Genomic DNA, 24,055 nt, shown 5'->3' on the forward strand with positions numbered 1-24,055 from the left:
GGCGTACGTACGCCCGGGGCGTACGTACGCTCGGCGCCGCGCCCGCGGTCACCGCTTCCCGGTCTCCGCGCGGCGGCCGTCCACGAAGGTCGCGACCACCTCGATGTCGCCGATGCGGGAGGGGGCGACCCGGTGCGGGTCGTCCCCGAGCACCACGAGGTCGGCGCGCTTGCCGGGGGTGAGGCTGCCCGCGCTGTCGTCCCAGTGGCAGGCGTACGCGCCGGCGACGGTGTAGGCGCGGAGGGCCTCGTCGACGGTGACGGCCTCGTCGGGGCCGATCCGCCGGCCGGAGAGGGAGGTGCGCTCGACCATGAACTGGATCGCCCGCAGCGGCGAACCGTCGGTCACCGGCCGGTCGGAGCTGCCGACGAGGGTGACGCCGTGGTCGAGGAAGCCCCGGCCCCGGTACATCCACGGCGCCCGCGTCCCGCCCATGACGTCCGCGTAGTCGTCACCGAAGGAGCGGAGGAAGTTGGGCTGGACGACGGCGCTGACGCCGAGCCGGGCGAAGCGCGGGAGCTGGTCGGGGCGGATCAGTCCGGCGTGCTCGATGCGGTGCCGGGCGCCGGGGCGGGCCTTCAGCGCCTGGGCGCGTTCCAGGGCGTCGAGGGCGAGGTCGGCGGCGCGGTCGCCGATGGCGTGGACGGCGAGCTGCCAGCCGGCGAGGTGGCCGTCCACGACGAGTCGCGTCAGCACCTCGGGGTCGTCCTGGAGCTGCCCGGTGTGGGTGGTGCCCTCGTACGGGGCGGTGAGCGCGGCGGTGCGGGCCATCATGCCGCCGTCCGTGTAGATCTTGAGGGCGCCCAGGGACAGCCAGTCGTCGCCGAAGCCGGTGCGCAGGCCGAGGTCCAGGGCGCGCGGGATGCCGTCCTCCGCGTGGGCGCCGACGGGCCGCAGGGTGTCGCCGGCGGCCATGAGCTGGACCCGCAGGGGCAACCGGCCCCGGTCCCTGAGGAGTTGGTACGCGCCGGCCTCCACGGGGCTGTGCCCGAGGAGGCCGCCGCCGATGCCCGCCTCGGCGCAGGCGGTGATGCCCTCGGCGAGGCAGACGCGCCCGGCGCGCTCGATCGCGTCGGCCAGTTCCTCCTGGGAGTAGGGCAGGCGGAGACGGCGTACGGCGGTCATCGCGCTCTCGGCCAGGAAGCCGTCCTGGTGCGGGACGCCCGGCGGCAGCAGGTCGAGCACGGCACTGTTGACGACGCAGGCGTGGCCCGAGTCGTGCATGACGAAGACCTTGCGGCCGTGGCTGACCCGGTCCAGCTCGGCGGCGGTGAGGTGGCGCCCGAGGGCCCGCTGGTCGTATCCGGCGATGTCCACCCAGCCGCCGGGCGGGGTGCCGGTCGCGGTGGCTTCACCGACGGCGGCGAGCACGTCCTCGACGCGGGTGCACGGGGCGATGGTGGGGGTGCCGGCCTTGAGTCCGGCCCACGCGAGGTGCACGTGGCCGTCGATGAACCCGGGCAGCACGGTGGCGCCCTGGAGGTCGACGACCTCGCGGGCTGGCAGCGAGGTGACGGCCGCGTCGAGGCCGACGATCCGGCCCCGCCAGATGCCGAGGTCGTGGGCGACGGGGTGGTCGGGGTCCATGGTGAGGATGTGCGCGTTCGTCAGCCGCGTGCAGAGCATGGTCGGTCCGTCCGGTTCGTCGTCGTCAGGTGGTCGGGGCCGTCGCGGGCTCGGCGGGTTCGGGCGCGTACCGCCGGGGCGCCGCCGGCACCATCAGGGGTGTTCCCGTCTCCGGGTCGTCGATGATCCGGCAGGGCAGTCCGAACACGTCCTCGACCAGGTCGGCGGTCAGCACGGCCGACGGGTCGCCCTCGGCGGCGATGACGCCGCCGGGGCGCATCACGATCAGGTGGGTGGCGTAGCGGCAGGCCTGGTTGAGGTCGTGCAGGACCGCGACGACGGTGTGGCCCTCCCGGGCGTGCAGCCGGGCGCACAGGTCGAGGACCTCGACCTGGTGCGCGATGTCGAGGTAGGTGGTCGGTTCGTCGAGGAGCAGGATCGGGGTCTGCTGGGCCAGGACCATCGACAGCCAGACGCGCTGGCGCTGGCCGCCCGACAGGTCGTCGACGGGGCGGTCGGCGAGTTCGAGGACGCCGGTGCGGCGCATCGCCTCGACGACGGCCGTCTCGTCGTCGGCGGACCACTGCCGCAGGAGGCCCTGGTGCGGGTACCGGCCGCGCGCCACGAGGTCGCCGACGGTGATGCCGCCGGGCGCGGTCGAGGACTGCGGGAGCAGGCCGAGCCGGCGGGCGACCTCGCGGGAGCGGTAGGAGGCGATGGCGGCGCCGTCGAGGTAGACCTGTCCGGCGCGGGGCTTGAGCATCCGGGCGAGGGCGGTGAGCAGGGTGGACTTGCCGCAGGCGTTGGGTCCGACGATCACCGTGAACGAGTGGTCGGGGATGTCGACGCCGAGGCCGCTCGCCACCGTCCGCCGGTCGTAGGAGAGGGTCAGGTTCTCGGCGCGCAGGCGGGGCGTCGGGGAGGTGGGTGCGGTCATGCGCGGCTCTTTCGCGACTCGGCGACGAGGAGACAGACGAGGTAGAGCCCGCCGACGCAGCCGGTCGCGGTGCCCACCGGGAGGAGCGCGGGGGCGAACAGGCGCTGTACGGCGAGGTCGCTGACGGCGAGCATGAGCGCGCCCGTCAGCGCGGACGGCAGCAGGGCGGGCCCGGAGGAGCGGGTGAGCCTGCGGGCCACCTGGGGCGCGGCGAGGGCGACGAACCAGATGGGTCCGGTGACGGCGGTGGCGAACGCGGCCAGCGCGACGCTGACGACGAGCAGGACCGTGCGGGTGCGCGGGACGTCGACGCCGAGGGCCGTGGCGGTGGCGTCACCCATCTCGACCATGGCGAGGCGGCGGGAGAGGAGGAGCGCGAGGGGCAGCAGGACGGCGACGGCGAGGCCGATGGCCTGGGCGTGCGTCCACAGGCGGTTGCCGAGGCTGCCGATCAGCCAGGCCTGCGCCTCCAGGGCCTCCTGGAAGGTGGCCCGGGTGATCAGGTACGAGTTGACGGCGAGGAGCAGGGCGCTGACGCCGATGCCGACGACGACCAGGCGGAAGCCCTGGACGCCCCTGCCGAGCATGAGGAGGTGGACGGCGAGGGCGGTGGCGAGGCCGCCGATCAGGGCGCCGACGGCGATCTGGGTCATGCTGCCGTGCAGGACGACGATGACGACGAGCGCGCCGACGGCCGAGCCGTTGGTGAAGCCGATGATGTCGGGACTGCCGAGCGGGTTGCCCGTGACGCTCTGCAGGATGGCGCCGCTCACGGCGAGGGCGGCGCCGACGCACAGCGCGGTCACGAGCCGCGGCATGCGCAGGGTGTTGACGACGAAGTCGGCGATGCCGGTGCCGTCGCCGGTGAGCGCCCGGGCGACCTCGGCCGCGGACAGGTCGAAGTCGCCGGTGGTCAGGGTGACGCCCATGACGGCGACGAGCGCGGCGAGGAGCGCGGCGGTGACGGCGACGGGACGGCCGCGCACGAGGAGGGAGAGGCTTCCCGAGCGGGTGCGGACGGGGCGGCCGGTGACGACGCGGGGCCGGGCGGGGCGGGGTCCGGGCGGCGCTTCGGGCGCGGGGCGCTTCGTCCCCGGTACGGCGGTCACAGCATGACCAGCTTCCGGCGACGGCACAGGGCGATGAACAGGGGGGCTCCGAGGAAGGCGGTGACGATGCCGACCTGCACCTCGCCGGGCGCGCCGAGCACCCGGCCGAGCACGTCGGCGCCGAGGAGGAGGACGGGTGCGAGGAGCATGGAGTAGGCGAACACCCAACGCTGGTCGGGGCCGACGACGAAGCGGGCGACGTGCGGCACGGCGAGGCCGACGAACCCGATGGGTCCGGCGGCCGCGGTGGCGGCGCCGCACAGCAGCATCACGGCCGCGGCGCCCAGGGCGCGGGTCCTGCCGACGTTCACGCCGAGGGCGCGCCCCATCTGGTCGCCCATGGCCAGGGCGTTGAGCGAGGGGGCGAGGGCGAGGGCGAGGATCAGGCCGGTGCCGACGAACGGCAGGGCCATGAGCACGATGTCGTGGGAGCGGCCCGCGAGGGAGCCCACGGTCCAGAAGCGGAACTGGTCGAAGGCCCGCGGATTCAGCAGCAGGACGGCCCAGTTGAAGGCGTAGAGCACCGCCGTGACGGCGGCGCCCGCGACGACGAGCCGCTCGGGAGAGGCGAGCTTCCGGCCGGAGGAGCCGAGCAGGTACACGCCGAGGGAGGCCCCGGCCGCGCCGGCGAGGGCGAACCAGACGTAGCCGAGGGGGGCCGCGATCCCGAAGAAGGCGATGGCCACCACGACTCCGGCCGAGGCGCCCAGGTTGACACCGAGCATGCCGGGGTCGGCGAGCGGATTGCGCGTCAGGGCCTGCATCAGGGCGCCGGAGAGACCGAGCGCGGTGCCGACCAGGGCTCCGAGGACCGTCCGGGGAACGCGGTAGTCGTGGATGATCACCGACGTCTCCGACCCGTCGGGGTTCCACAGGACGTGCCAGGTGGCGGTGAAGGGGATGCCCCTGGTGCCGACCCACACGCTGAGGAGCCCGACGAGGAGCAGCGCCCCGGCGGCCGCGGCGAGACCGAGGCCCCGCAGCGCCGGCCCGGTGCGGCCCCCGCGGGGAGGCACGGGCCGCCCGGGCCGGCCGTCGTCGTGCGGTCCTGACACCACCCGGGGTGCACGGGATTGGACGGACAACGACAGCTCCCCTGAAGGCAGTTGCGGTGCGGAGTGCGATCCGCCCCACACGAGCTGACGGGTCGATACTTAGGTGAGGCTAACCGAACTCGATCGGTCGGTCAACGCACCCACCCGAGTCCCACCGGGGGTGCCCGAAAGCCCCCTCGAACCACTCCCCGACCCCACCTCCAGGCCCCCAAGCGAGAGTAGGCTTACCTAACTTGCCGCTACGTCTCCGTGGAGGATGAAGATGCCAACGGGCGCACCCACAGGAGGAGTTGTCCTCCGACGTGCGATCAGAGGGCAACGCGGCCGCGTCATCGCCGCGTCCCTGCTCGGCATGACCCACCAGGGCTGCGAGGCACTGGTCCCGGTGGTCGTCGGCGTCGTCATCGACTCGGCGGTGGCGACCGGCTCCTCCGCCACGCTGCTGCGCTGGCTGCTCGTCCTCGCGTTCCTCTTCCTGGTCCTCTCCACCTGCTACCGGACGAGCGCCCGGATCACCGAGGGCACCGGCGAACTCGCCGCGCACCGGCTCCGGATGGAACTGGCCGCCCGCGTGCTCGACCCGCGGGGCGGCGCCGACGCGAACCGGCTGCCCGGCGCCCTCACCAGCATCGCCACCGACGACGCCCGGCGGGTGGGCTCGGTCGCGACCGTCCTCTCGTACGGCGTGTCGGCCGTCGCCGCCCTCGTGATCAGCGCCGTCGCGCTGCTGAGGATCTCCGTACCGCTCGGCCTCCTCGTGCTGCTCGGCATCCCGCCGCTGCTCTGGCTCGGCCACCTCATCAGCCGGCCCCTCGAACGGCGCAGCGAGACCGAACAGGAGCGCGCCGCCCAGGCCTCGGGCGTCGCCGCCGACCTCGTCACCGGCCTGCGCGTCCTCAAGGGCATGGGCGCGGAGTCCGCCGCCGTCGCCCGCTACCGCACCACGAGCCGGGACTCGCTGGCGGCCGCCCTGCGCGCGGCCCGCAGCCGGGCCGGCCACGAAGGCGCGGTCCTCGCGCTCACCGGTGTGTTCATCGCCGTGATCGGCCTCGTCGGCGCCTACCTCGCCATGGACGGCCGGATCAGCGTCGGCGACCTGGTGGCGGCCGTGGGCCTGGCCCAGTTCCTCCTCGGCCCCTTCCAGCTCCTCACCTACGTCAACGCCGAACTCGCCCAGGGACGGGCGTCGGCCCGGCGGATCGCCGAGGTCCTCGCCTCACCCGTCGCCGTCGAGGGCGGCCGGGCCGCGCCCGCCGGCCCGGCCGCGGGTCACCTGGCCCTGCGCGGGGTGACGTTCGGCGCGCTGCGGGGCGTGGACCTCGACCTGCCCGCCGGCAGCCTGACCGGGGTCGTCACCGCCGATCCCGCCGTCGCCGCCGACCTGCTGCTCTGCCTGGCCCGGGAACGGGACCCCGCCGCGGGCACCGTCGAACTCGACGGCGTGGCACTGACCGGACTCGACCCCGACGCGCTGCGCCGGGCCGTCCTGGTCGCCCACCACGACGCGGACCTGTTCGAGAGCACGCTCCTGGAGAACGTCCGGGCAGGAACGGACGGCGCCACGACGGGCGTCGACGCGACCGCCGCAGCCACGACCGCCGTCGACACGACCGCCGTGGACACGACCGCCGTGGACCGCGCTCTGACGGCTTCGGCCGCCGACGACGTGGCCCGGCTGCTCCCCGACGGCGCGGCCACCGTCCTCGCCGAACGCGGCCGCTCCCTCTCCGGCGGCCAGCGGCAACGCGTGGCCCTCGCCCGGGCCCTCGCCGCCGACCGGCCCGTCCTCGTCCTGCACGATCCGACCACCGCCGTCGACACCGTCACCGAATCGCGGATCGCGAGCCGGCTGCGCGCGATGCGCCGGAACCGCACCACGGTCCTCGTCACCACCAGCCCCGCCCTCCTGGCCGTGACCGACCGGGTCGTGGTCCTCGACGACGGGGGCGTACGCGCCGACGGCCCCCACAGCGAACTCCTCGCCGCCGACGCGGCCTACCGGGCCACGGTGCTCGCATGACGCCCGCGGACACGGACGAGGGCCGACGGACGACGGACACGGGGACGAACAGGGAGACGGACACGGGGATGGAGAAGGAGACGAGGACGGAGACGAAGACGGACACGGGGACGGCGACAGACACGGGGACGGGGACGGGGAAGACCATGAGCGACAGCCCTCAGGACCGCGCGCTGCTGCCGACCGCCACGGGCGCCGAGTCGCTGGCGGCCCTGCGGACGATGCTGCACGGCCACCGGCTCCTCGCCGCGGCCGCGTTCGCCGTCCTGGTCGCCGGGACGGGCATCGGCCTGCTCACCGCGCCGCTCCTCGGGCACATCGTCGACCTGGTGGTGGAGCGGCGGGGAGCGGCGGCCCTCACGATGCCGCTCGTGCTGCTCATCGCCGTCGCGGTGGTCCGCGGCGCGGCCGCCGCCCTCGGCGGGACGCTCGTCGCACGGCTCGGCGAGACCGTACTCGCCGCCCTGCGCGAGCAGTTCGTGGAGCGGGCGCTGCGGCTCCCGCTGGAGCGCGTCGAGGCGGCCGGCTCGGGCGACCTCGTCTCACGGGTGACGAGCGACGTGACCGTGATCGCGAAGTCGGTGCGCCAGGCACTGCCCGAGTTCAGCCGCTCCGCGCTCACCATCGTGCTCACCTTCGCCGGACTCGCCGTCCTCGACTGGCGGTTCCTCCTCGCGGCGCTGCTCGCGGCGCCGGTCCAGGTGGTCTCCGTCCGCTGGTACCTGCGCCGCTCCGCTCCCGTGTACGGGGCGCACCGCGTCGCCACCGGCGCGTTGCAGCACCAGCTGCTCGACAGCGTCGGCGGGGCGCGGACCGTCCGCGCGTTCCGGCTCGGCACGCCCCACACCGAGCTCCTGGAGCGCCGTTCGGAGGCCGCGCGCGACCTCGGACTGCGGGGCATCCACATCGTCACCGGGTTCTTCTCGCGCCTGAACCTGGCGGAGTTCATCGGTCTCGCCGCGATGCTCGCCACCGGCTTCGTCCTGGTCGACCACGGCTCGGTCAGCATCGGTACGGCCACGGCGGCCGCCCTCTACTTCCACAGCCTCTTCAACCCGGTCAACGCGACGCTGTTCCTCCTCGACGACGCGCAGTCCGCGGGCGCGAGCTTCGCCCGGCTGGTCGGCGTGTCCGCCCTGCCCGCCGAGCGCGCGCCGCACGGGGCCGACGCCCCCGCCGACGGCTCGGTCGGGGTGACCCGGGTCAGCCACGCGTACGGCACCGGGGAGCCGGTCCTGCACGAGGTCGACCTGCTGGTGCGCGCCGGGGAGCGGGTGGCGCTGGTCGGCGCCAGCGGGGCGGGCAAGACCACCCTCGCCAAGGTGATCGCCGGGGTGCACGAGCCGACGGCCGGTTCGATCACGCTCGGCGGCGTCGACGTCGCGAAGCTGGGCCCGGCCGGGGTCCGCCGCGCGGTCGGCCTCATCAGCCAGGAGGTCCACGTGTTCGCCGGCCCCCTCGCCGAGGACCTGCGCCTCGCCAGGCCCGACGCCGACGAGGGGGCGCTGCGCGCGGCCCTCGACCGGGTGGGCGCCCTGGAGTGGGCGGAGGCACTGCCCGAAGGCCTCGCCACCGTCGTCGGCGAGGGCGGTCACCGGCTGACCGTGACGCAGGCGCAGCACCTCGCGCTGGCCCGCCTCGTCCTCGCCGACCCGCCCGTCGCCATCCTCGACGAGGCGACCGCGGACGCGGGCAGCGCCGGCGCCCGGGTCCTGGAGGAGGCGGCCGCGCGCGCCCTGGAGGGCCGTACGGCGCTGGTCGTCGCCCACCGCCTCCCCCAGGCGGCGGGCGCCGACCGCGTCGTCGTCCTGGACCGGGGCCGGGTCGTCGAGACCGGCACCCACGCGGAGTTGGTGGCGGCGGGCGGCCGGTACGCCGGTCTGTGGGCCGCCTGGTCCGACAGCCGCCGGGCACCCGCGGAGAGCGTTCCGCGGCCGGCCGCACAACCGGGCGCGCCGGTCCCACCGGCCCGCTGAACCCCACCCGGAGGGCGGCACCGTCCCCCCGCAGGGCCAGGCGTGACTTCCGAGCAGGACCTCACGGATGTCCCGCCGATCACGCCTCGCCCCGCGAACGGGCCGGGCCTTCCCCCGACAGGACCCAGCGGGTGTCCTGTCCGGAGGACACCCGGCCTGACCGGCCGGACACCCCGTCGGGTCCTTCGCCCGACCCGACACGCACGCGGCCGCCCGCGGGGAGGAACTCCCCCGCGGGCGGCCGTCGGTGTGTCGGAGGCGGGTCAGGCCTGGCGGGCGGCGAGGCTCGCCGGGCGGAGGTCGGTCCAGTGGGACTCGACGTACGCCAGGCAGGCGTCGCGGGTGTCCTCGCCGAAGACGGTCCGCCAGCCGGCGGGGACGGCGGCGAAGGACGGCCACAGCGAGTGCTGGTTCTCGTCGTTGACCAGGACGAGGAAGCGGCCCTGGGGGTCTTCGAAGGGGTTGGTCGTCATGCGTGGTCACTCCTCGTGGATGGGACGGGGAACAGCGCGGAGAGCGGCTGTCCGGGATCGGCCGCCACCGCGCGCAGCAGGGCCTGGAGTTCGTCGGCGAGCCGGCGGGTCTTCGCCGCGCCGAGCCGCCCGGTCGCGTGGATCAGGGCGCAGTGCACGGCGCCTTCGCCGCGCGGCTCGTGGAAGCCCAGGGTGAGCTCGGCCCGTGCAGTGCCGGTCGGGACGACCTGGAGGGTGCCCACACCGCCCTCCAGCGGGCCGAGGTCCGCCTGCTCGTGGTGGATCACCATGACCTGCGGTCCCCCGGGCCGCAATCCGGCCGCCCGGACGACCTCGTCGAAGGCGACGTCCTGCCGGTCGAGGGCGCCGAGCGTGGTCTCCCGTACGCGGCCGAGGAGTTCCGTGAACGTCGGGTCGCCCGCCGTGTCGGTCCGCAGCAGGACGGTGTTGAGGAAGCAGCCGACGAGATCGGCGAGCCGTTCGTCGGTGCGTCCGGCGACCATCGTGCCGACGGGCAGGTCGGTGCCGGCCCCGTGGGCGGTGAGGAGGGCGGCGAGGGCCGCGTGGAGGATCATGAACATGCTGGTGCCGGTTGCTCGGGCCAACCGGTCCACGGCCGCGTGGAGTTCCTCGTCGAGGACGAACCCGACGTGTCCGGCCGCGCGGCGCGCCCCGTCGGCACCGGCCGCCGGGGCCGGTGCGTCGGCGGGCAGCGGGAGTTCGCGCGGCGCGTCCTTCAGTGTCCGCCGCCAGTAGGCGAGTTGGCGCCCGCCGAGGCTTTCCGGGTCGGCGAGGTCGCCGAGGACCTCGTGGGCCCAGCGGGTGTAGTCGGCGTACGTCACCGGGAGCGGCGGCAGGGCGGGGGCCCGGCCGGCGACGCGGGCGGCGTAGGCCGTGGTGAGGTCGCGGAGCAGCGGGACCACCGACCATTCGTCCACGGCCAGGTAGTGGGCGGTCAGCAGCACCGCCTGGGTTCCGTCGGCGCCGGTGAGCAGTCGGACGCGCAGCGGCGCCTCATGCTCCAGGTTCGTTTCCTCCGAGGCGAGTTCGGTGACCCGGGCGTCGAGGTCCGCGCATTCCTCCACGGTGAGGGTCGGGGCGGCGACGGGCCGCCGGACCGCCCTGCCGTCGCGCTCGCCGAAGGCCGTGCGCAGCGGTTCGTGGCGGTCGGTCACGTCGGTGAGCGCCGCCGCGAGGGCCCCGGCGTCGAGCCCGCCGGGCGAGCGGAGGACCAGCGCGTGGTCGAAGCCGGGCGCGCGCCGGTACGCCTGCCACTGCCCCTGCTGTACGGGGGCGGCCGGGCGGACGCCGTCCTCGTCGGCCGCCTCGACCCACTCGGCCGCATCGGTTCCGGGCCGCAGGGCGGGGCGTGCGGCGGCGGCGCCGTCGAGCTTTCCGGCGATGCCGGCGACGGTGAGCGCGTCGAAGACGTCCCGGAGGGTCAGTTCGACGCCGAACTCGGTCCTGATCCGGCCGAGGAGCCGCATCGCGGCCATCGAGTGGCCGCCGAGCGCGAAGAAGCCGTCGTGCACGCCGACGTCGTCGAGGCGGAGGACCTCGCGGAACAGGCCGGCGATCCGGGCCTGCGTCGCCGTCGCCGGTCGCGCGTCGCCGGTCATGCCCGACCAGTCCGGTGCGGGCAGCGCCTTGCGGTCCAGTTTGCCGTTGGGGGTCAGCGGCAGCGGGCCGTCCAGGGGGACGACGAGGGCGGGGACCATGTACTCGGGCAGCCGCCCGGCGACGTGGGCGCGGAGTTCCGCCGGGTCGAGCTCCCGCGGCGCGCCCCGTCCCGTCTCGGGGACGGCGTAGCCGACGAGGCGGACGATGTCGCCGTCGCGGTCGGGCAGGACGGCGGCCTGCGCGACCGACGGATGGGCGGCCAGGGCGGCCTCGATCTCGCCCAGTTCGATGCGGAAGCCGCGGATCTTCACCTGGGTGTCGACGCGGCCGAGGAAGTCGAGGTTCCCGTCGGCGCGCCAGCGGGCCCGGTCGCCGGTGCGGTACATCCGGCCGCCGGGGGTGCCGAACGGGTCGGCGACGAACCGTTCCGCGCTGAGCCCCGGCTGCCCGAGGTAGCCGCGGGCGAGGCCGCGGCCGGCCACGTACAGCTCGCCGACGACGCCGGGCGGCACGGGCCGCAGGTGCTCGTCGAGGACGTAGCAGCGGGTGTTCGGGTCGGGGCGTCCGATCGGGACCCGGCCGGGGGCGCGTCCGCCGTGTTCGCGGGCGGGCCACAGCGTCGAGTTGACGGTCGCCTCGGTGAGCCCGTACGCGCAGATCAGGTGCGCCGTGGCGCCGAACCGTTCGAAGAGGTCCGGCGGCACGGTCTCGGTGCCGACGAGGACGGTCGAGCCGTCGGGGAGCGCGCAGCCCGGGGGCAGGGCCGACACCAGCGACGGCGGCAGGATCATGTGGGTGATCCGCCGGTCGGCGAGGAAGTCGGTGAGCGCCGGTCCCGCGACCCTGGCCTCGTCGGTGATCAGGACGAGCCGGCCGCCGTGGCAGAGGGCCATGGCCAGTTCGAAGACGAACACGTCGAAGCCGACGGAGGCGAACTGGAGGACGTGGCTGTCGTCCCGCAGCCCCATCCGGTCGACGGCCGTGGCGACCAGGCTCGCGATGCCCTCGTGCGGGACGACCACTCCCTTCGGGCGGCCGGTCGATCCCGAGGTGTAGATGACGTACGCGGCCTGGTCGAGGCCGACCGGTCCGGGGGCCGGCGGCCTGTCGTCCCGTGCGTCGCGCGGTGCGTCGAGACCGGCCGCGGTGTCCGGCGCGTCGAGCAGGAGCAGGGGCACGCCGGGCACGTCGGGGATCTTGCCGGCGACCGGTTCCGTGCCGACCACGACGGCCGCGCCCGAGTTCTCGATCATGTAGCCGAGGCGGTCGCCGGGGTGGACGAGGTCGAGCGGCAGGAACGCGGCACCGAGCCTCAACGCGGCGAGCACGGTGGCGACGGTGTCGACCGACCGGGGGACGGCCACGCCGACGACGCTCTCCGCGCCGACGCCGTGGGCGGCGAGCAGGCGGGCGATGCGGTCGGCGCGGGCGTCGAGCGCGGCGTACGTGACCGAGCGGGACCGCTCGACGACGGCGACGGCGTCCGGACGTTCGGCGACCCGGCGGGCGAACAGCGCGGGGAAGGTCTCCTCGTCGACGGCCCGGGGCGGGCCGTTGAAGCCCTCCAGGACGAGGTGGTGCTCGTCGGCGGTGAGGAGGGCCGCCCGGGACAGCGGCCGGTCGGGGGCCTCGGCGAGCGCCGTGACCAGCCTGCGCAGGCGTGCGCCGACGAGTTCCGCGGTCGTCCGGTCGAAGAGTTCCGTGGCGAACTCCAGGCGGCAGCCGAGGGAGCCCGCGCCGCCGTCGGCGTCGACGCGCTCCGTGAAGCTGAACACGAGGTCGAACTTGGCCGAGCCGGTCCGGAAGGGCAGGTACCGGGCCTGGAGTCCCGGCAGCCGCAGTTCGTCGCCGGTGCGGACGTGGTGGCCGACCATCACCTGGAACAGCGGGTTGCGCGCGAGGGAGCGGGGCGGGTTGAGCGCCTCCACGACGGCCTCGAACGGCACGTCGGCGTGCGAGAACGCGGCCAGGTCGGTCTCGCGCACCCGGCCGAGCAACTCGGTGAAGGTGGGGTCGCCGGTGAGGTCGGTGCGCAGCACGAGCGTGTTGACGAAGAAGCCGACGAGCTCGTCGAGGGACTCGTCGCCGCGCCCGGCGATGGGCGCGCCGAGCGGGATGTCCGTGCCCGCGCCGAGCCGGTGGAGCAGTGCGGCCACGGCCGCGTGCACGACCATGAACATGCTGGCGCCGGTCTCGCGGGCGAGCCGCCTGAGGCCCTCGTGGACCGTGCGGTCGAAGGTGATGTCGACGTCGTCCCCGGTGAACGCCGGGCGGGCCGGCCTCGGCCGGTCGGCGGGCAGTTCCAGTTCCTCGGGGGCGCCGGCCAGGACCGTGCGCCAGTGGTCGAGCTGCCGGGCGGCGAGGCTGTCCGCGTCGGCCGGGTCGCCGAGCAGCCGCTGCTGCCACAGGGCGTAGTCGGCGTACTGGACGGGCAGCGGCTCCCAGTCGGGGGCCGCGCCGCCGGTGCGGGCCGTGTAGGCGGTGGCGAGGTCCCGCAGGAACGGCCGGTCGGACCACTCGTCGGTCGTGATGTGGTGGAGCAGCAGCACGACCGCGTGGTCGTCGTCGGCGAGCCGGACGGTCGTGGCGCGGAGCGGCAGTTCACGGGCGAGGTCGAACGGCCGGGTGACGGCCGCGTCGACGATGCCGGGCAGCTCGTCCTCGGCGGCGCTCAGCCGCTCCACCACCGGGCGGGCCGATCCGGCGGGCAGGATCCGCTGGTACGTCCGGCCGTCGCGCTCGGCGACGAGGGTGCGCAGCGCCTCGTGCCGGTCGGTCACGTCGGCAAGGGCGGCGCCCCACGCCTCCCCGTCGAAGGGTCCGCGCAGTCGCAGGACCAGCGGGAAGTTGTACGCGGCCGACGTGCACTCGATCTGCTGGACGACCCACAGCCGCTGCTGGGCGTGGGACAGCGGCAGTTCGTGGGGGCGTTCGGTCGCCGGCAGGGCGGTCACCGCCGGACGCGCGGCGCGCCGCGAGGCCGCCGCGCGCTCCAGCAGCCCGGCGACGGTGGGCGCCTCGAACAGGTCGCGGATCGCCAGTTCGGTGTCGAGCGCGGTCCGGATCCGGCTGACGAGCCGGGTGGCGAGGAGCGAGTGCCCGCCGAGCTCGAAGAAGTCGCTGTCGATGCCGACGCTCCCCTCGGTCAGGCCGAGCACCTCGGCGAACAGCGCGCACAGCGTCTCCTCGCGCGGGGTGCGGGGGGCGCGGCTCGTGCCCGTGCCGGTGAGGTCGGGGGCGGGCAGGGCCTTCGCGTCGAGCTTGCCGTTGACGGTCAGGGGCAGGATGTCCACGGTGACGAGGGCGGCCGGGACCATGTAGTCGGGCAGGCGGGTCCGGAGGTGGTCGCGCAGCCGCCGGAGCGACTCGTCGTCCGGGGCGGCAGAGTCCTGGCGTACGGCGACGTCCTGGCGTACAGCACCGTCCCGGCGTGCGGCGGCGTCCTCCCGCGCCACGGTGTGCTCCCGTACGGCGGCGTCGTCCTCCTTTTCAGCTGTGTACTCCCTTTCGGCCGCGTCCTCCCGTACGACGTACCCGACCAGGCGCTTCGTGCCCGCGCTCTCGTGGACGACGACGGCGGCGTGGGCGACGTCGGGGTGGGCGGACAGGGCCGAGGCGATCTCGCCGAGTTCGACGCGGTAGCCGCGGATCTTGACCTGGTCGTCGGTGCGGCCGAGGAAGTCGAGGAGGCCGTCGGGCCGCTGCCGCACGAGGTCGCCCGTGCGGTACATGCGCTCGCCGGGCTCGCCGAACGGGTCGGCGACGAACCGCTCGGCCGTCAGGCCCGCCCGGTCGTGGTAGCCGCGGGCCAGGCCGGTGCCGGCGATGTACAGCTCGCCGGGGCAGCCGGGCGGGACGGGGCGCAGCATCGCGTCGAGGACGTGGGCGCGGGTGTTGCGGATGGGTCTGCCGACGGTCGGCGTCGCGCTGTCGGCGGTGGAGCCGCCGAGGGTGTTGATCGTGTACTCGGTGGGGCCGTAGAGGTTGTACCCGTACGTGCCGTCGGTGCGGCGCAGGCGCGTCCACACGGTGTCGGAGACGGCTTCGCCGCCGAGCAGGACGAGGGCGGGCCGGTGCGTGCCCGTGGTCCCGTCCCGGTCGAGCAGGCCTTCCTCGATGAGCAGTTGGGCGTAGGTCGGCGTCACGTTGACGACGTCGACGCGGTGCTCGTCGCAGTACGCCACCAGGGCCTCGGCGTCGCGGCGGAGTTCCTCGTCGCAGACGTGGACCTCGTGGCCCTCGACGAGCCAGAGCAGCTCCTCCCACGACATGTCGAAGGCGAAGGAGACGGTGTGCGCGATGCGGAGCCGCCGGCCGCCGGCCGAGGCGATGGCCGGGTCGAAGACCTCCTTCTGGTGGTTGAGCTGCATGTTCGTCAGACCCCGGTAGGGGGTGACGACGCCCTTCGGGCGGCCGGTCGAGCCCGAGGTGTAGATGACGTACGCGGGGTGCTCCAGGCGGTCCGGCACGCCGCGGGCGAAGGCGGGCCGCTCGGCGTCGGTGATCGGGCCGCCGGGCAGGGCGGCCAGTTCGGCGGCCACGGACGGGTCGTCGAGGAGCAGTTCGGGGGCGACCGGCCCTTCGTCGCCGCGCAGGGCGGGGGCGACGGCGGTCGTGGACACCAGGCACAGGGGTCCGGTGTCCTCGGCCATCATCCGCAGCCGGTCGGCCGGGTGGTCGAGGTCGAGCGGCAGGTAGGCGGCGCCCGTCCGCAGCACGGCGAACAGTGCGACGACCGTCTCGACGGACCGGGGCAGCGCGAGCGCCACCACCTTCTCGGGCCCCGCGCCGCGCGAGAGCAGCAGCCGGGCGAGGCGGTCGACGCGTGCGTCGAGCTCGGCGTACGTGAGGGAGCGGTCGCCGCAGACGAGTGCCACCGCGTCGGGGGTACGGGCGGCCTGCGCCGCGAGCATGTCGGCGACGGTCTCGTCCGGGACGGGCTCGCGGCTCGTCTCCCGGGCGGCGAGCAGCGCGGCGCGCTCCGCCGGCAGGAGCAGGTCCACGCCGGCGGTCCGCGCGGCATCCGCGTCGGGGCCGTCGAGGGCCGCGCCGAGGCGGTCGAGGACCGTCGTGAACCGGGCGAGGACGGTGGTGGCCTCCGCCGCGCCGAACAGGTCGGGGCGTGCCGCGAGCGTCACCCGCAGCCGGGTGCCGGGGGTGACGATGAGGGTGAGGGGGAAGTGCGTGCCGTCCACGTTGGACACGCCGGTGATGCCGTGCCGCTCCCGGAGCGCCGCCGCCCGGTCCTCGCCGTCGGCGGAGCGCAGGACGAACAGCGTGTCGAAGAGGCGGCGGTGGCCGGTCTCCTGCTGGAGGGTGCCGAGACCCACGTGCTCGTACGGCATGACGGCCGCGCGCTCGGACTGCATCCGGCGCAGCAGGTCGAGCAGCGGCTCGTCCGGGGCGAGGGCGACACGGGCCGGGATCGTGTTGAGGAACATGCCGATGATGCCGGCCACCCGCGGCACGTCCGCGGGCCGTCCCGCGACGGCCGTGCCGAACGCGACGTCGCCGCGGCCCGTCATCGCCGACAGCACCAGGCCCCAGGCCGCGTTCAGGACGGTGTTCAGGGTCAGCCCGTGCCGCCGGGCCAGGGCGCGCAGCCGGTCGCTGCTCTCCCGGGACAGGTGGGCGTCGAAGTCCACCGGGATGACCGGGCCCGCGTCACGGCCGGACGGCGCCACCAGCGTCGGCTCGTCGAACCCGGAGAGGGCCTCGCGCCACGCCCCCAGGGCGGCCTCGGTGTCCTGGGCGTCGAGCCACGCCAGGTAGTCGCGGTACGAGCCGGGCAGCGGCAGTCCGGTGCCGTCGCCGCCCCGCTCGTACAGCGTGAACAGCTCCTCCAGGAACAGCCACGCGGACCAGCCGTCCCACAGGATCAGGTGATGGGTGAGGACCAGCCGGTCCCTGCCGTCGCCGAGGCGGATCAGGAGCAGCCGGCACAGCGGCGCCGAGGCCAGGTCGAAGCGCTGCCTGCGGTCTGCGGCGAGCAGCTCCTCCGTCCGCGCCCGCCGCACGTCGGCGGGCAGCCCCGACAGGTCCGCCTCCACGAGCGGGATCTCGGCCCCGTCGGCGATGAACTGCACGGGGCGCGGCAGTCCGCCGCTGGTGAAGCCCGCCCGCAGGCCGGCGTTCCGGTCGAGGAGGGTCCGGCAGGCGGCCCGCAGCCGGTCGGCGTCGACCCGCCGGTCGAAGTCCAGCGTCTCCTGCGACTGGTAGACGTCGAGCGCCTCTCCCGCGTCGTAGGTGGCGTGGAAGTACATGCCCTCCTGGAGCGGCGACAGCGGCCACACGTCGACGACCGGCCTGCCGGCGGCGGCCCGCACCCGCTCCGTCTCCTCCGGGGTGAGGACGAGGCCGCCCAGCGGGCCGGGCTCCGCGGCCTCCGGGGGTGCGGCGGCCGTCAACCGGTCGAGGAGCGCCGTCAGGGCGGGGTCGACGGCGGCGCCCGACTCCCGCTGGAGGGCCAGCACGGCCTGGAGCGCGGCCGCGGCCTGCCCGGCCTCGCCGGCGGCGACGGTCACGCCGTCCGGCCGCACCGGTTCCTCGGGGAGCGCGGACGGCGCCTCGTCCGGGGCCGCCTTCCCTTCCGACTTCGCTGCCGCCTCGGCCAGCGCGGCGGGTGTGCGGCGCACGAACACGTCACGCGGGCTGAGCTCCATCCCCCGCTCCCGCGCCCGCGTGGCGACCACGATCGAGCCGAGGCTGTCGCCGCCGAGGACGAAGAAGTCCTCGTCCACGCCGATCCCCGGCGTCCCCAGGACGTCGGCGAAGATCTCGCACAGGGCGCGCTCGCGCTCGTCGCGGGGCGCGCGCCCGCCCGTACGGGGCGCGGGCTCGGGCGCGGGCAGGGCGTTCTGGTCCAGCTTGCCGCTGGGCGTCAGGGGCAGTTCGGCGAGGAGGACGACGGCGCTCGGCACCATCGGGGCGGGCAGCGCGCCCGCGAGCGCCGCGTGCAGCGCCCCGCCGTCGACGTCCGCGCCCGGTGCGGGCACGGCGTACCCCACGAGGGCGCCGTCGCGCACGGTCACGGCCGCGCGGGCGACGCCGGGGAGCGCCGCTAGGGCGCTCTCGATCTCGCCCGGCTCGACGCGGTTGCCCCGGATCTTCACCTGGCGGTCGGTACGGCCTAGGTACTCGACGGCCCCGTCCGCGCGGCGCTTCACCAGGTCCCCGGTGCGGTACAGCCGCTCCCCGGGCGCCCCGAACGGGTCCGCCACGAACCGCTCGGCGGTCAGCGCCGGCCGGTCGTGGTAGCCCCGGGCCAACTGGACGCCCGCGAGGTACAACTCGCCCGGCACGCCGTCCGGCACCGGTCGCAGGAACGGGTCCAGGACGTGCAGCCTGGTGTTCCACACGGGCCGCCCGATCGGCACCGCCGGCTCGTCGCCGCCCTCGTACGGGAAGTACGTCACGTCCACGGCCGCCTCGGTCGGCCCGTACAGGTTGTGCAGCGGTACGGGTGCCCCGCCGGCCCGGGAGGTCAGCTCCCACCAGCGCCGGGCGTCGGCGCCGGTCAGCGCCTCGCCGCTGCAGAACACCCGGCGCAGGCTCGCCGCCCAGTCCGGGGTCCCGTGGTCGGTCTCCATGACACCGACGAACGCGGCCAGCATCGACGGCACGAAGTGGGCCGTCGTGACGCGCCGTTCGCGGATCAGACGGGCCAGATAGGCCGGATCGCGGTGCCCGTCCGGGCGGGCGAGGACCACGGTCGCCCCCTCGGTCAGCGCCCAGAAGAACTCCCACACCGACACGTCGAAACTGGACGGGGTCTTCTGGAGCACCCGGTCGTCCGCGGTCAGCCCGTACGCGCCCTGCATCCAGGCGAGCCGGTTCACCACCGCCCGGTGGGTGACGGCGACGCCCTTGGGGCGGCCGGTGGAGCCGGAGGTGTAGATGAGGTAGGCGGGGTGGTCGGGTCCGGCGGGTACGGCGGGGTGGTCGGGTACGGCCTGGTGGTCGGGTCCGGCGGGGTGGTCGGGTCCGGCGGGGTGGACGGATCCGGCCTGGTGGTCGGGTCCGGCGGGGTGGACGGATCCGGCCTGGCGGTCAAGTACCTTCGTTTCGGCGGAAGTCGGCGCCTCCCGGCCGTTCACGCCGTCTCCCCCGGTGGCTTCCTCCGCACCCACGACGACATGCGCCAGGTCCGGCACGGCGGGCAGGCGTCCGGCCGCCTCCTCCGTCGTCACGACGGTCCGCGCTCCCGAGTCGGCGAGCATGAAGGCCACCCGGTCGGCCGGGTAGTCGAGGTCCACGGGCAGGTAGGCGGCGCCGGACTTCAGGACGCCGAGGAGCGCCACCATCAGTTCGGCCGAGCGCGGTACGGCGACGGCGACGAACGCCTCGGGACCCGCGCCGCGCGCCCGCAGGCGATCGGCCAACTCCTCTGCCCTGCCGTCGAGTTCCGCGTAGGTGAGGTTGGTGTCCTCGAAGACGACGGCGGGGGCGTGCGGGGTCTTCGCCGCCCGGGCGGCGAAGAGCGAGGCGAGCGTCGCGTCCGGCACGGGGCGGGCCGTGGCGTCGAGCCGCGCGAGGTGCTCCCGCTCGCGGTCGGACAGCAGGTCGGTGCGGCCCACGAGGCGGCCCGGCTCGGCGACCACGGTCCGGAGGAGGCTCACGAAGCGGCCGGCGAGGACGGCCACGGCCACGCCGTCGAGGCGGGCCGCGTCGTGCTTGAACCGCAGCAGCAGGCCTTCGGCACCGGGCTCGACGACGAGCGCGAGCGGATAGTGGACGGCGTCGAACACCTCGCCGCCGGTCACGAGCGGCCCTTCGGGCTCCTTCCTTGTGCGCCGGTCACCGATCGTGTGGTTCTCGATCACCACGAGCGTGTCGAAGAGTTCGCCGCCGCCCGCGGTCCGCTGGATCTCGGCGAGCCCGAGGTGCTGGTGGTCGAGGAGGGCGGCGTGCTCCTCCTGGACCCGCCGCAGCAGGTCGGTGAGCGACTCCGCGGCCCGCAGGGTCACCCGGGCCGGGACCGTGTTGACGAACAGGCCCACGGCGGACTCCAGACCCGCCACCTCCGTGGTCCGCCCGGACACCGTGGTGCCGAAGACGACGTCCCCGCTGCCGGTCAGCCCGCCGAGGAGGAGGCCCCACAGGCCGTGGAGGACGGTGCCCAGGGTGAGCCCGTGCGCGCGGGCGTAGCCGGCGAGTCCGTCGGTGAGGTCCCGCGGCAGCCGCGTGTCGACGCGCTCGGGCACGGCGGCGCCCCCGTCCGCCGGGGCCGGTCCGGGAAGCCGGGTCGGTCCGGCGAGTCCGTCGAGCGCAAGGCGCCAGGCTTCCCGTGCGCCGTCCCGGTCGCGGCCCGCGAGCCAGGAGAGGTACGCCTCCGGGGCGACGGGCTCCGGCAGGTCGACGTCCCGGTAGACGTCCGTCAGTTCGCGCAGCAGGACGGCGACGGACCAGCCGTCGGCGACGATGTGGTGCAGGGTGAGCAGCAGCCGCTGCCGCCGCCCGTCCCTGACGAGCGCGGCGCGCAGGAGCGGCGGCCGGTCGAGGGCGAACGACTCGGCGCGGTCGGCGCGCAGGACCTCGTCGAGCCCGGTGACAGCCGTGTCGAACTCGCGCCACGGCAGGGTCGCGCGGTCCGCGATCCGCTGGACGACCTCGCCGCCCGGCAGCTGGCGGAACGAGGCCCGCAGCAACGGGTGCCGGTCGAGCAGCAGTTGGAGGGAACGGCGCAGGCGGTCCGCGTCGACGGGTGCGGCGAGGTCGAGGAGTTCCTGGACGAGGTAGAGGTCCGCCGCCCGGCCGTCGTACCGCGCGTGGAAGAAGAACCCCTCCTGGAGCGGGGAGACCGGGAGGGCGTCGGGGTCGAGGGGCTCCGGGCGGGGCGGGGTGACGGGGGCCGGGGTCCGGCCGAGGGGAGTGTCGGTCGTCGGCTCGGGGGTGCTCGCGGAGGTCGCACTCGCAGAGCTCTCACTCTCGGCGGCGCCACTCACGGAGCTACTGCTCACGGAGGCGCTGCTCACGGCGCACTCGCTCGCGGTGCGGGCGAGCGCCGCCACGGTCCGGTGCCGGAACACCTCGCGCGGGGTGAACGCGAGGCCGGCCTCGCGGGCGCGGTTGACCAGGTGGATGGCGACGATGCTGTCGCCGCCGAGTTCGAAGAAGCTGTCGTGGACGCCGACCGAGGGCAGGCCGAGGAGGTCGGCGAAGAGCGCGGCGAGCACGGCCTCGGCGGGGGTGTCCGGGGTGTCGGCGCCGGTCGCGGCGGTCCACCGGGGCTCGGGCAGGGCCTTGGCGTCGAGCTTGCCGTTGGGGGTCAGCGGGAGCGGACCTTCGAGGACGACCACGGCCGAAGGGACCATGTGGTCGGGCAGCGCCTCGGCGACGCGGGCACGGGCGGCCGCGACGGGCGCGCCGGCGTCCTCGCCCCGCGCCTCGGTGACGAGATAGGCGACGAGGCGCTTGACGCCCCGGTGGTCCTCGCGGGCGAGGACGGCGGCCTGGGCGATGCCGGGGCAGGCCATGAAGGCGCTCTCGATCTCGCCCGGCTCGATCCGGTGGCCGCGGATCTTGATCTGGCCGTCCGCACGGCCGAGGAACTCCAACTGGCCGTCGGCGCCCCAGCGGACCCGGTCGCCGGTGCGGTACATGCGGGCACCCGGCTCGCCGTAAGGATCGGCGACGAACCGCTCGGAGGTCGGCCCCGGGCGTCCTCGATAGCCGCGCGCGAGGCCGCGCCCGGCCACGTACAGCTCGCCCTCGCGTCCGACGGGGACCGGGCGGAGGGCCGTGTCGAGCACGTAGGCACGGGTGTTGGGGTCGGGCCTGCCGATGGGCGCGGGTCCGGGGCGTTCCGGGTCGGCGTGCCAGAGCGTGGAGTTGACGCTCGCCTCGGTGAGCCCGTACGCGACGACGACCCGGACCCGGCCCTCCCACCGGGCGATCAGTTCGGCCGGGACCGCCTCGGTGCCGACCACGAGGACGGCGCCTTCGGGCAGTTCGCACTCCGGCGGCAGCGCCGAGACGAGCGACGGCGGCAGGATCATGTGGGTGGCGCGGTGGCGCGCGATGTAGTCGGTGAGCGCGGGGCCCGCGACACGGCGCTCGGCGGGGACGAGGACGATCCGGCCGCCGACGCAGAGCGCCATGACGAGGTCCCACACCGTCACGTCGAAGCCGACCGAGGCGAACTGCACGACCCTGCTGTCGGCGGTGACGCCGATCCGGTCGGTCGCGGTGGCGATGAGGCTGCCGATGCCGTCGTGCGTCACGACGACGCCCTTGGGCCGGCCGGTGGACCCGGAGGTGTAGATGACGTACGCGGCCCGGTCGAGGGCGATGTCCACCCCGGGGTCGGTGTCCCCGGGATCGGTGTCCCCGGGGTTGACGTTCCCAGGGGCGGTGTCCGCCCGGGCGGTGCGGGCGGTGGTGGTGGCCGGGTCGTCGAGCACCAGGTACGTGACCGCGGCCGACTCCGGTAGTTCCGCGACGAGTTCGCGCACGGTGACGACGGTGCGCGCGCCGGCGTCGGACAGCATGTAGGCGATCCGGTCCCGCGGGTGGTCCGCGTCGAGCGGAAGGTAGGCGGCACCGGCCTTCATCACGGCGAGCAGGGCCACGACGAGCTGCGGCGAGCGCGGCAGCGCCACGCCCACCACGTCCTCGGCGCCGACGCCGCGGTTCGCGAGGAGCCGGGCGAGCCTGTTGGCGGCGCGGTTCAGTTCGGCGTACGTCAGCTCCTCGTCCTCGCAGACGAGCGCGACGGCCTCGGGCGTGCTGCGGACCTGGCGCTCGAAGGCGGCGGGCCAGGAGAGCTCCGCCGTCTCGCGCGGCGCGACCCCGAACTCCTCCAGTACGAGGGCGCGTTCGGCCTCCGTGGTGACCTCGATGTGGCCGACGGGCCGGTCGGGGTCCTCGCCGAAGGCGTCGAGGAGGGTGAGGAAGCGCCGCTCGTGGTCCCCGAGCGCGGTGTCGTCGCAGACGTCCGCGTCCGCGTCGAGGTGGAGGGCGACGCCGCCGCCCCGGGTCTCGGCGAAGCCGAACGCCAGGTCGCTGACCGGGCCCAGCCAGTCGGGGCGCAGTTCGGTCTCGTGGTCCGCGAAGCGCAGGTCGTCGGTGCGCGGCAGGATGTTGACGGTCGGGCCGACGAGCTCCGGTACGCCGTCGACGAGGCCCAGGTCCTTGGCGAGGTCCTCGGCGCGGTAGCGGCCGTGGGCGACGGCGTCGGCGGTCGCGTCCCGCACCTGGGCCACGAGCTCGGCGACGGTGGTGCCGGGCCCGACCGCCAGCCGCAGCGGCACCACGTTCGACACCATGCCGGGGATGCCCGCGGACGCCTCGTCCCGGCGGGCGGTGACCGGCAGCCCGAGGACGAGGTCCTGCTCGCCGCCGACCCGGTGCAGGTACGCGGCGACGGCCGCGACGAGCACGCGGGAGCGCCGGACGCCCGCGGTCCGGGCGGCTGCGTCCAGCCGGTCGACGGTCCCCTGCGTCAGGACGGCGGTGCGCCGCAGCCGGCGCGTCATCGGGACGGCGCCCCGCTCGACGAGGCGTACGGGCTCGGCCCTGTCCGCCATCCGCTCCGCCCACCAGGCCCGGTCCGCCGCGTACTGCCCGGAATCGCGGTACGCGCGGTCGGCCGCCACGAGACGGGCGAGGGACCGGTCGCCGGCCGCGGGCGCCTCCTCCCCCAGGGTGTAGAGCTCGCCGGCCCTTCGGGTGAGGAGGGTGACGCCCATGCCGTCGACGGCGATGTGGTGGTGGCGCTGGGACCAGAGGACCCGGTCGTCGGCGAGCCGCAGCAGCACGTGCGCGGTCAGCGGCCCCCGGGCGAGGTCGACGGGCCGTTCGCGGTCCGCGGCGATCCACGCGGCGGCGGCCTCCTCGGGGTCGGCGGCGTCGCGCAGGTCGACGACGGGGACGTCGACGGGGAGCGCGTGGAGGACCTGGCGCGGTCCGGCGTCGCCACCGCCTCCGCTCCCGCCGCCGACGGCCCCGTCTCCGGGTCCGCGTCCGCCCCGGGCCTCGTCTCCGTCTCCGGCCCCGCGCCCGCCTCCGTCTCCGGCCCCGCGCCCGTCTCCGTCTCCCCCGCCACCGGGAACGACGCGCACCCGCAGGCACTCGGCCTCCTCGACCGCACGGCGGACGGCCGCGGCGAGGCGGTCGACGTCGACGGGGAGTCCGCCACCGCCGCTCGCGCCGCCTCTGAGGTCGAGCGTGAAGACGATGTTGTAGGCGGCGCTGTCCGGCTCCATCTGCTGGGCCAGCCAGATGCCGGATTGCCCGCCGGTGAGGGCGATCCCGGCGGTCGACACCCGGTGCGACTCGACGTCAGACATCGTACGAAGT

General features: G+C 75.4%; 8 protein-coding genes. 2 read left to right on the top strand and 6 right to left on the bottom strand.

Features of this window, described 5'->3' with window-relative positions; all coding sequences use genetic code 11:
• Positions 1-48 precede the first annotated feature (48 nt).
• The 4 genes from ACIQFX_RS21570 to ACIQFX_RS21585 are packed head-to-tail and all read right to left on the bottom strand — an operon-like array spanning position 49 to position 4,667.
• Entirely contained in the window at positions 49-1,626 is a 1,578-nt protein-coding gene (locus tag ACIQFX_RS21570) for an amidohydrolase (RefSeq protein WP_402465673.1), read from the bottom strand.
• Between the two features lie 25 nt (positions 1,627-1,651).
• A complete protein-coding gene (locus ACIQFX_RS21575; protein WP_402465675.1) occupies positions 1,652-2,503 on the bottom strand; it encodes an ABC transporter ATP-binding protein in 852 nt (283 codons plus the stop codon).
• A complete protein-coding gene (locus tag ACIQFX_RS21580; protein WP_402465678.1) occupies positions 2,500-3,612 on the bottom strand; it encodes a FecCD family ABC transporter permease in 1,113 nt (370 codons plus the stop codon). The genes ACIQFX_RS21575 and ACIQFX_RS21580 overlap by 4 nt, the downstream gene beginning before the upstream one ends.
• On the bottom strand, positions 3,609-4,667 hold the full coding sequence (locus tag ACIQFX_RS21585; RefSeq protein ID WP_402465680.1) for a FecCD family ABC transporter permease: 1,059 nt from the start codon (positions 4,665-4,667) through the stop codon (positions 3,609-3,611). The genes ACIQFX_RS21580 and ACIQFX_RS21585 overlap by 4 nt, the downstream gene beginning before the upstream one ends.
• 262 nt (positions 4,668-4,929) lie before the next feature.
• Here ACIQFX_RS21585 and ACIQFX_RS21590 point away from each other — a divergent pair, with 262 nt between their 5' ends.
• Both ACIQFX_RS21590 and ACIQFX_RS21595 read left to right on the top strand, forming a co-directional pair.
• Entirely contained in the window at positions 4,930-6,687 is a 1,758-nt protein-coding gene (locus tag ACIQFX_RS21590; protein ID WP_402465683.1) for an ABC transporter ATP-binding protein, read from the top strand.
• A gap of 146 nt (positions 6,688-6,833) precedes the next feature.
• On the top strand, positions 6,834-8,663 hold the full coding sequence (locus tag ACIQFX_RS21595; RefSeq protein ID WP_402465686.1) for an ABC transporter ATP-binding protein: 1,830 nt from the start codon (positions 6,834-6,836) through the stop codon (positions 8,661-8,663).
• Positions 8,664-8,926: 263 nt separating this feature from the next.
• Here ACIQFX_RS21595 and ACIQFX_RS21600 read toward each other — a convergent pair whose 3' ends face one another.
• Positions 8,927-9,136 (bottom strand): MbtH family protein, encoded by a 210-nt coding sequence (locus ACIQFX_RS21600; RefSeq protein ID WP_402465689.1) that lies wholly within the window; start codon positions 9,134-9,136, stop codon positions 8,927-8,929.
• Positions 9,133-24,045 carry an amino acid adenylation domain-containing protein gene (locus ACIQFX_RS21605; protein ID WP_402465692.1) on the bottom strand — a complete coding sequence of 4,971 codons (14,913 nt, stop codon included), beginning with the start codon at positions 24,043-24,045 and terminating at the stop codon, positions 9,133-9,135. Before ACIQFX_RS21605 ends, ACIQFX_RS21600 begins: the two co-directional genes overlap by 4 nt.
• Between the last annotated feature and the right edge of the window lie 10 nt (positions 24,046-24,055).

Origin of the sequence: Streptomyces sp. NPDC093089 (assembly GCF_044754405.1) — a bacterium.
In the GTDB taxonomy this organism is placed as follows: Bacteria; Actinomycetota; Actinomycetes; order Streptomycetales; family Streptomycetaceae; genus Streptomyces.

What these genes read in the sequence shown, in the direction of transcription:
- ACIQFX_RS21570 (WP_402465673.1), bottom strand. Translation starts at nt 1,626, where the DNA reads ATGCTCTGCACGCGGCTGACGAACGCGCACATCCTCACCATGGACCCC.
- ACIQFX_RS21575 (WP_402465675.1), bottom strand. Translation starts at nt 2,503, where the DNA reads ATGACCGCACCCACCTCCCCGACGCCCCGCCTGCGCGCCGAGAACCTG.
- ACIQFX_RS21590 (WP_402465683.1), top strand. Translation starts at nt 4,930, where the DNA reads ATGCCAACGGGCGCACCCACAGGAGGAGTTGTCCTCCGACGTGCGATC.
- ACIQFX_RS21595 (WP_402465686.1), top strand. Translation starts at nt 6,834, where the DNA reads ATGAGCGACAGCCCTCAGGACCGCGCGCTGCTGCCGACCGCCACGGGC.
- ACIQFX_RS21600 (WP_402465689.1), bottom strand. Translation starts at nt 9,136, where the DNA reads ATGACGACCAACCCCTTCGAAGACCCCCAGGGCCGCTTCCTCGTCCTG.
- ACIQFX_RS21605 (WP_402465692.1), bottom strand. Translation starts at nt 24,045, where the DNA reads ATGTCTGACGTCGAGTCGCACCGGGTGTCGACCGCCGGGATCGCCCTC.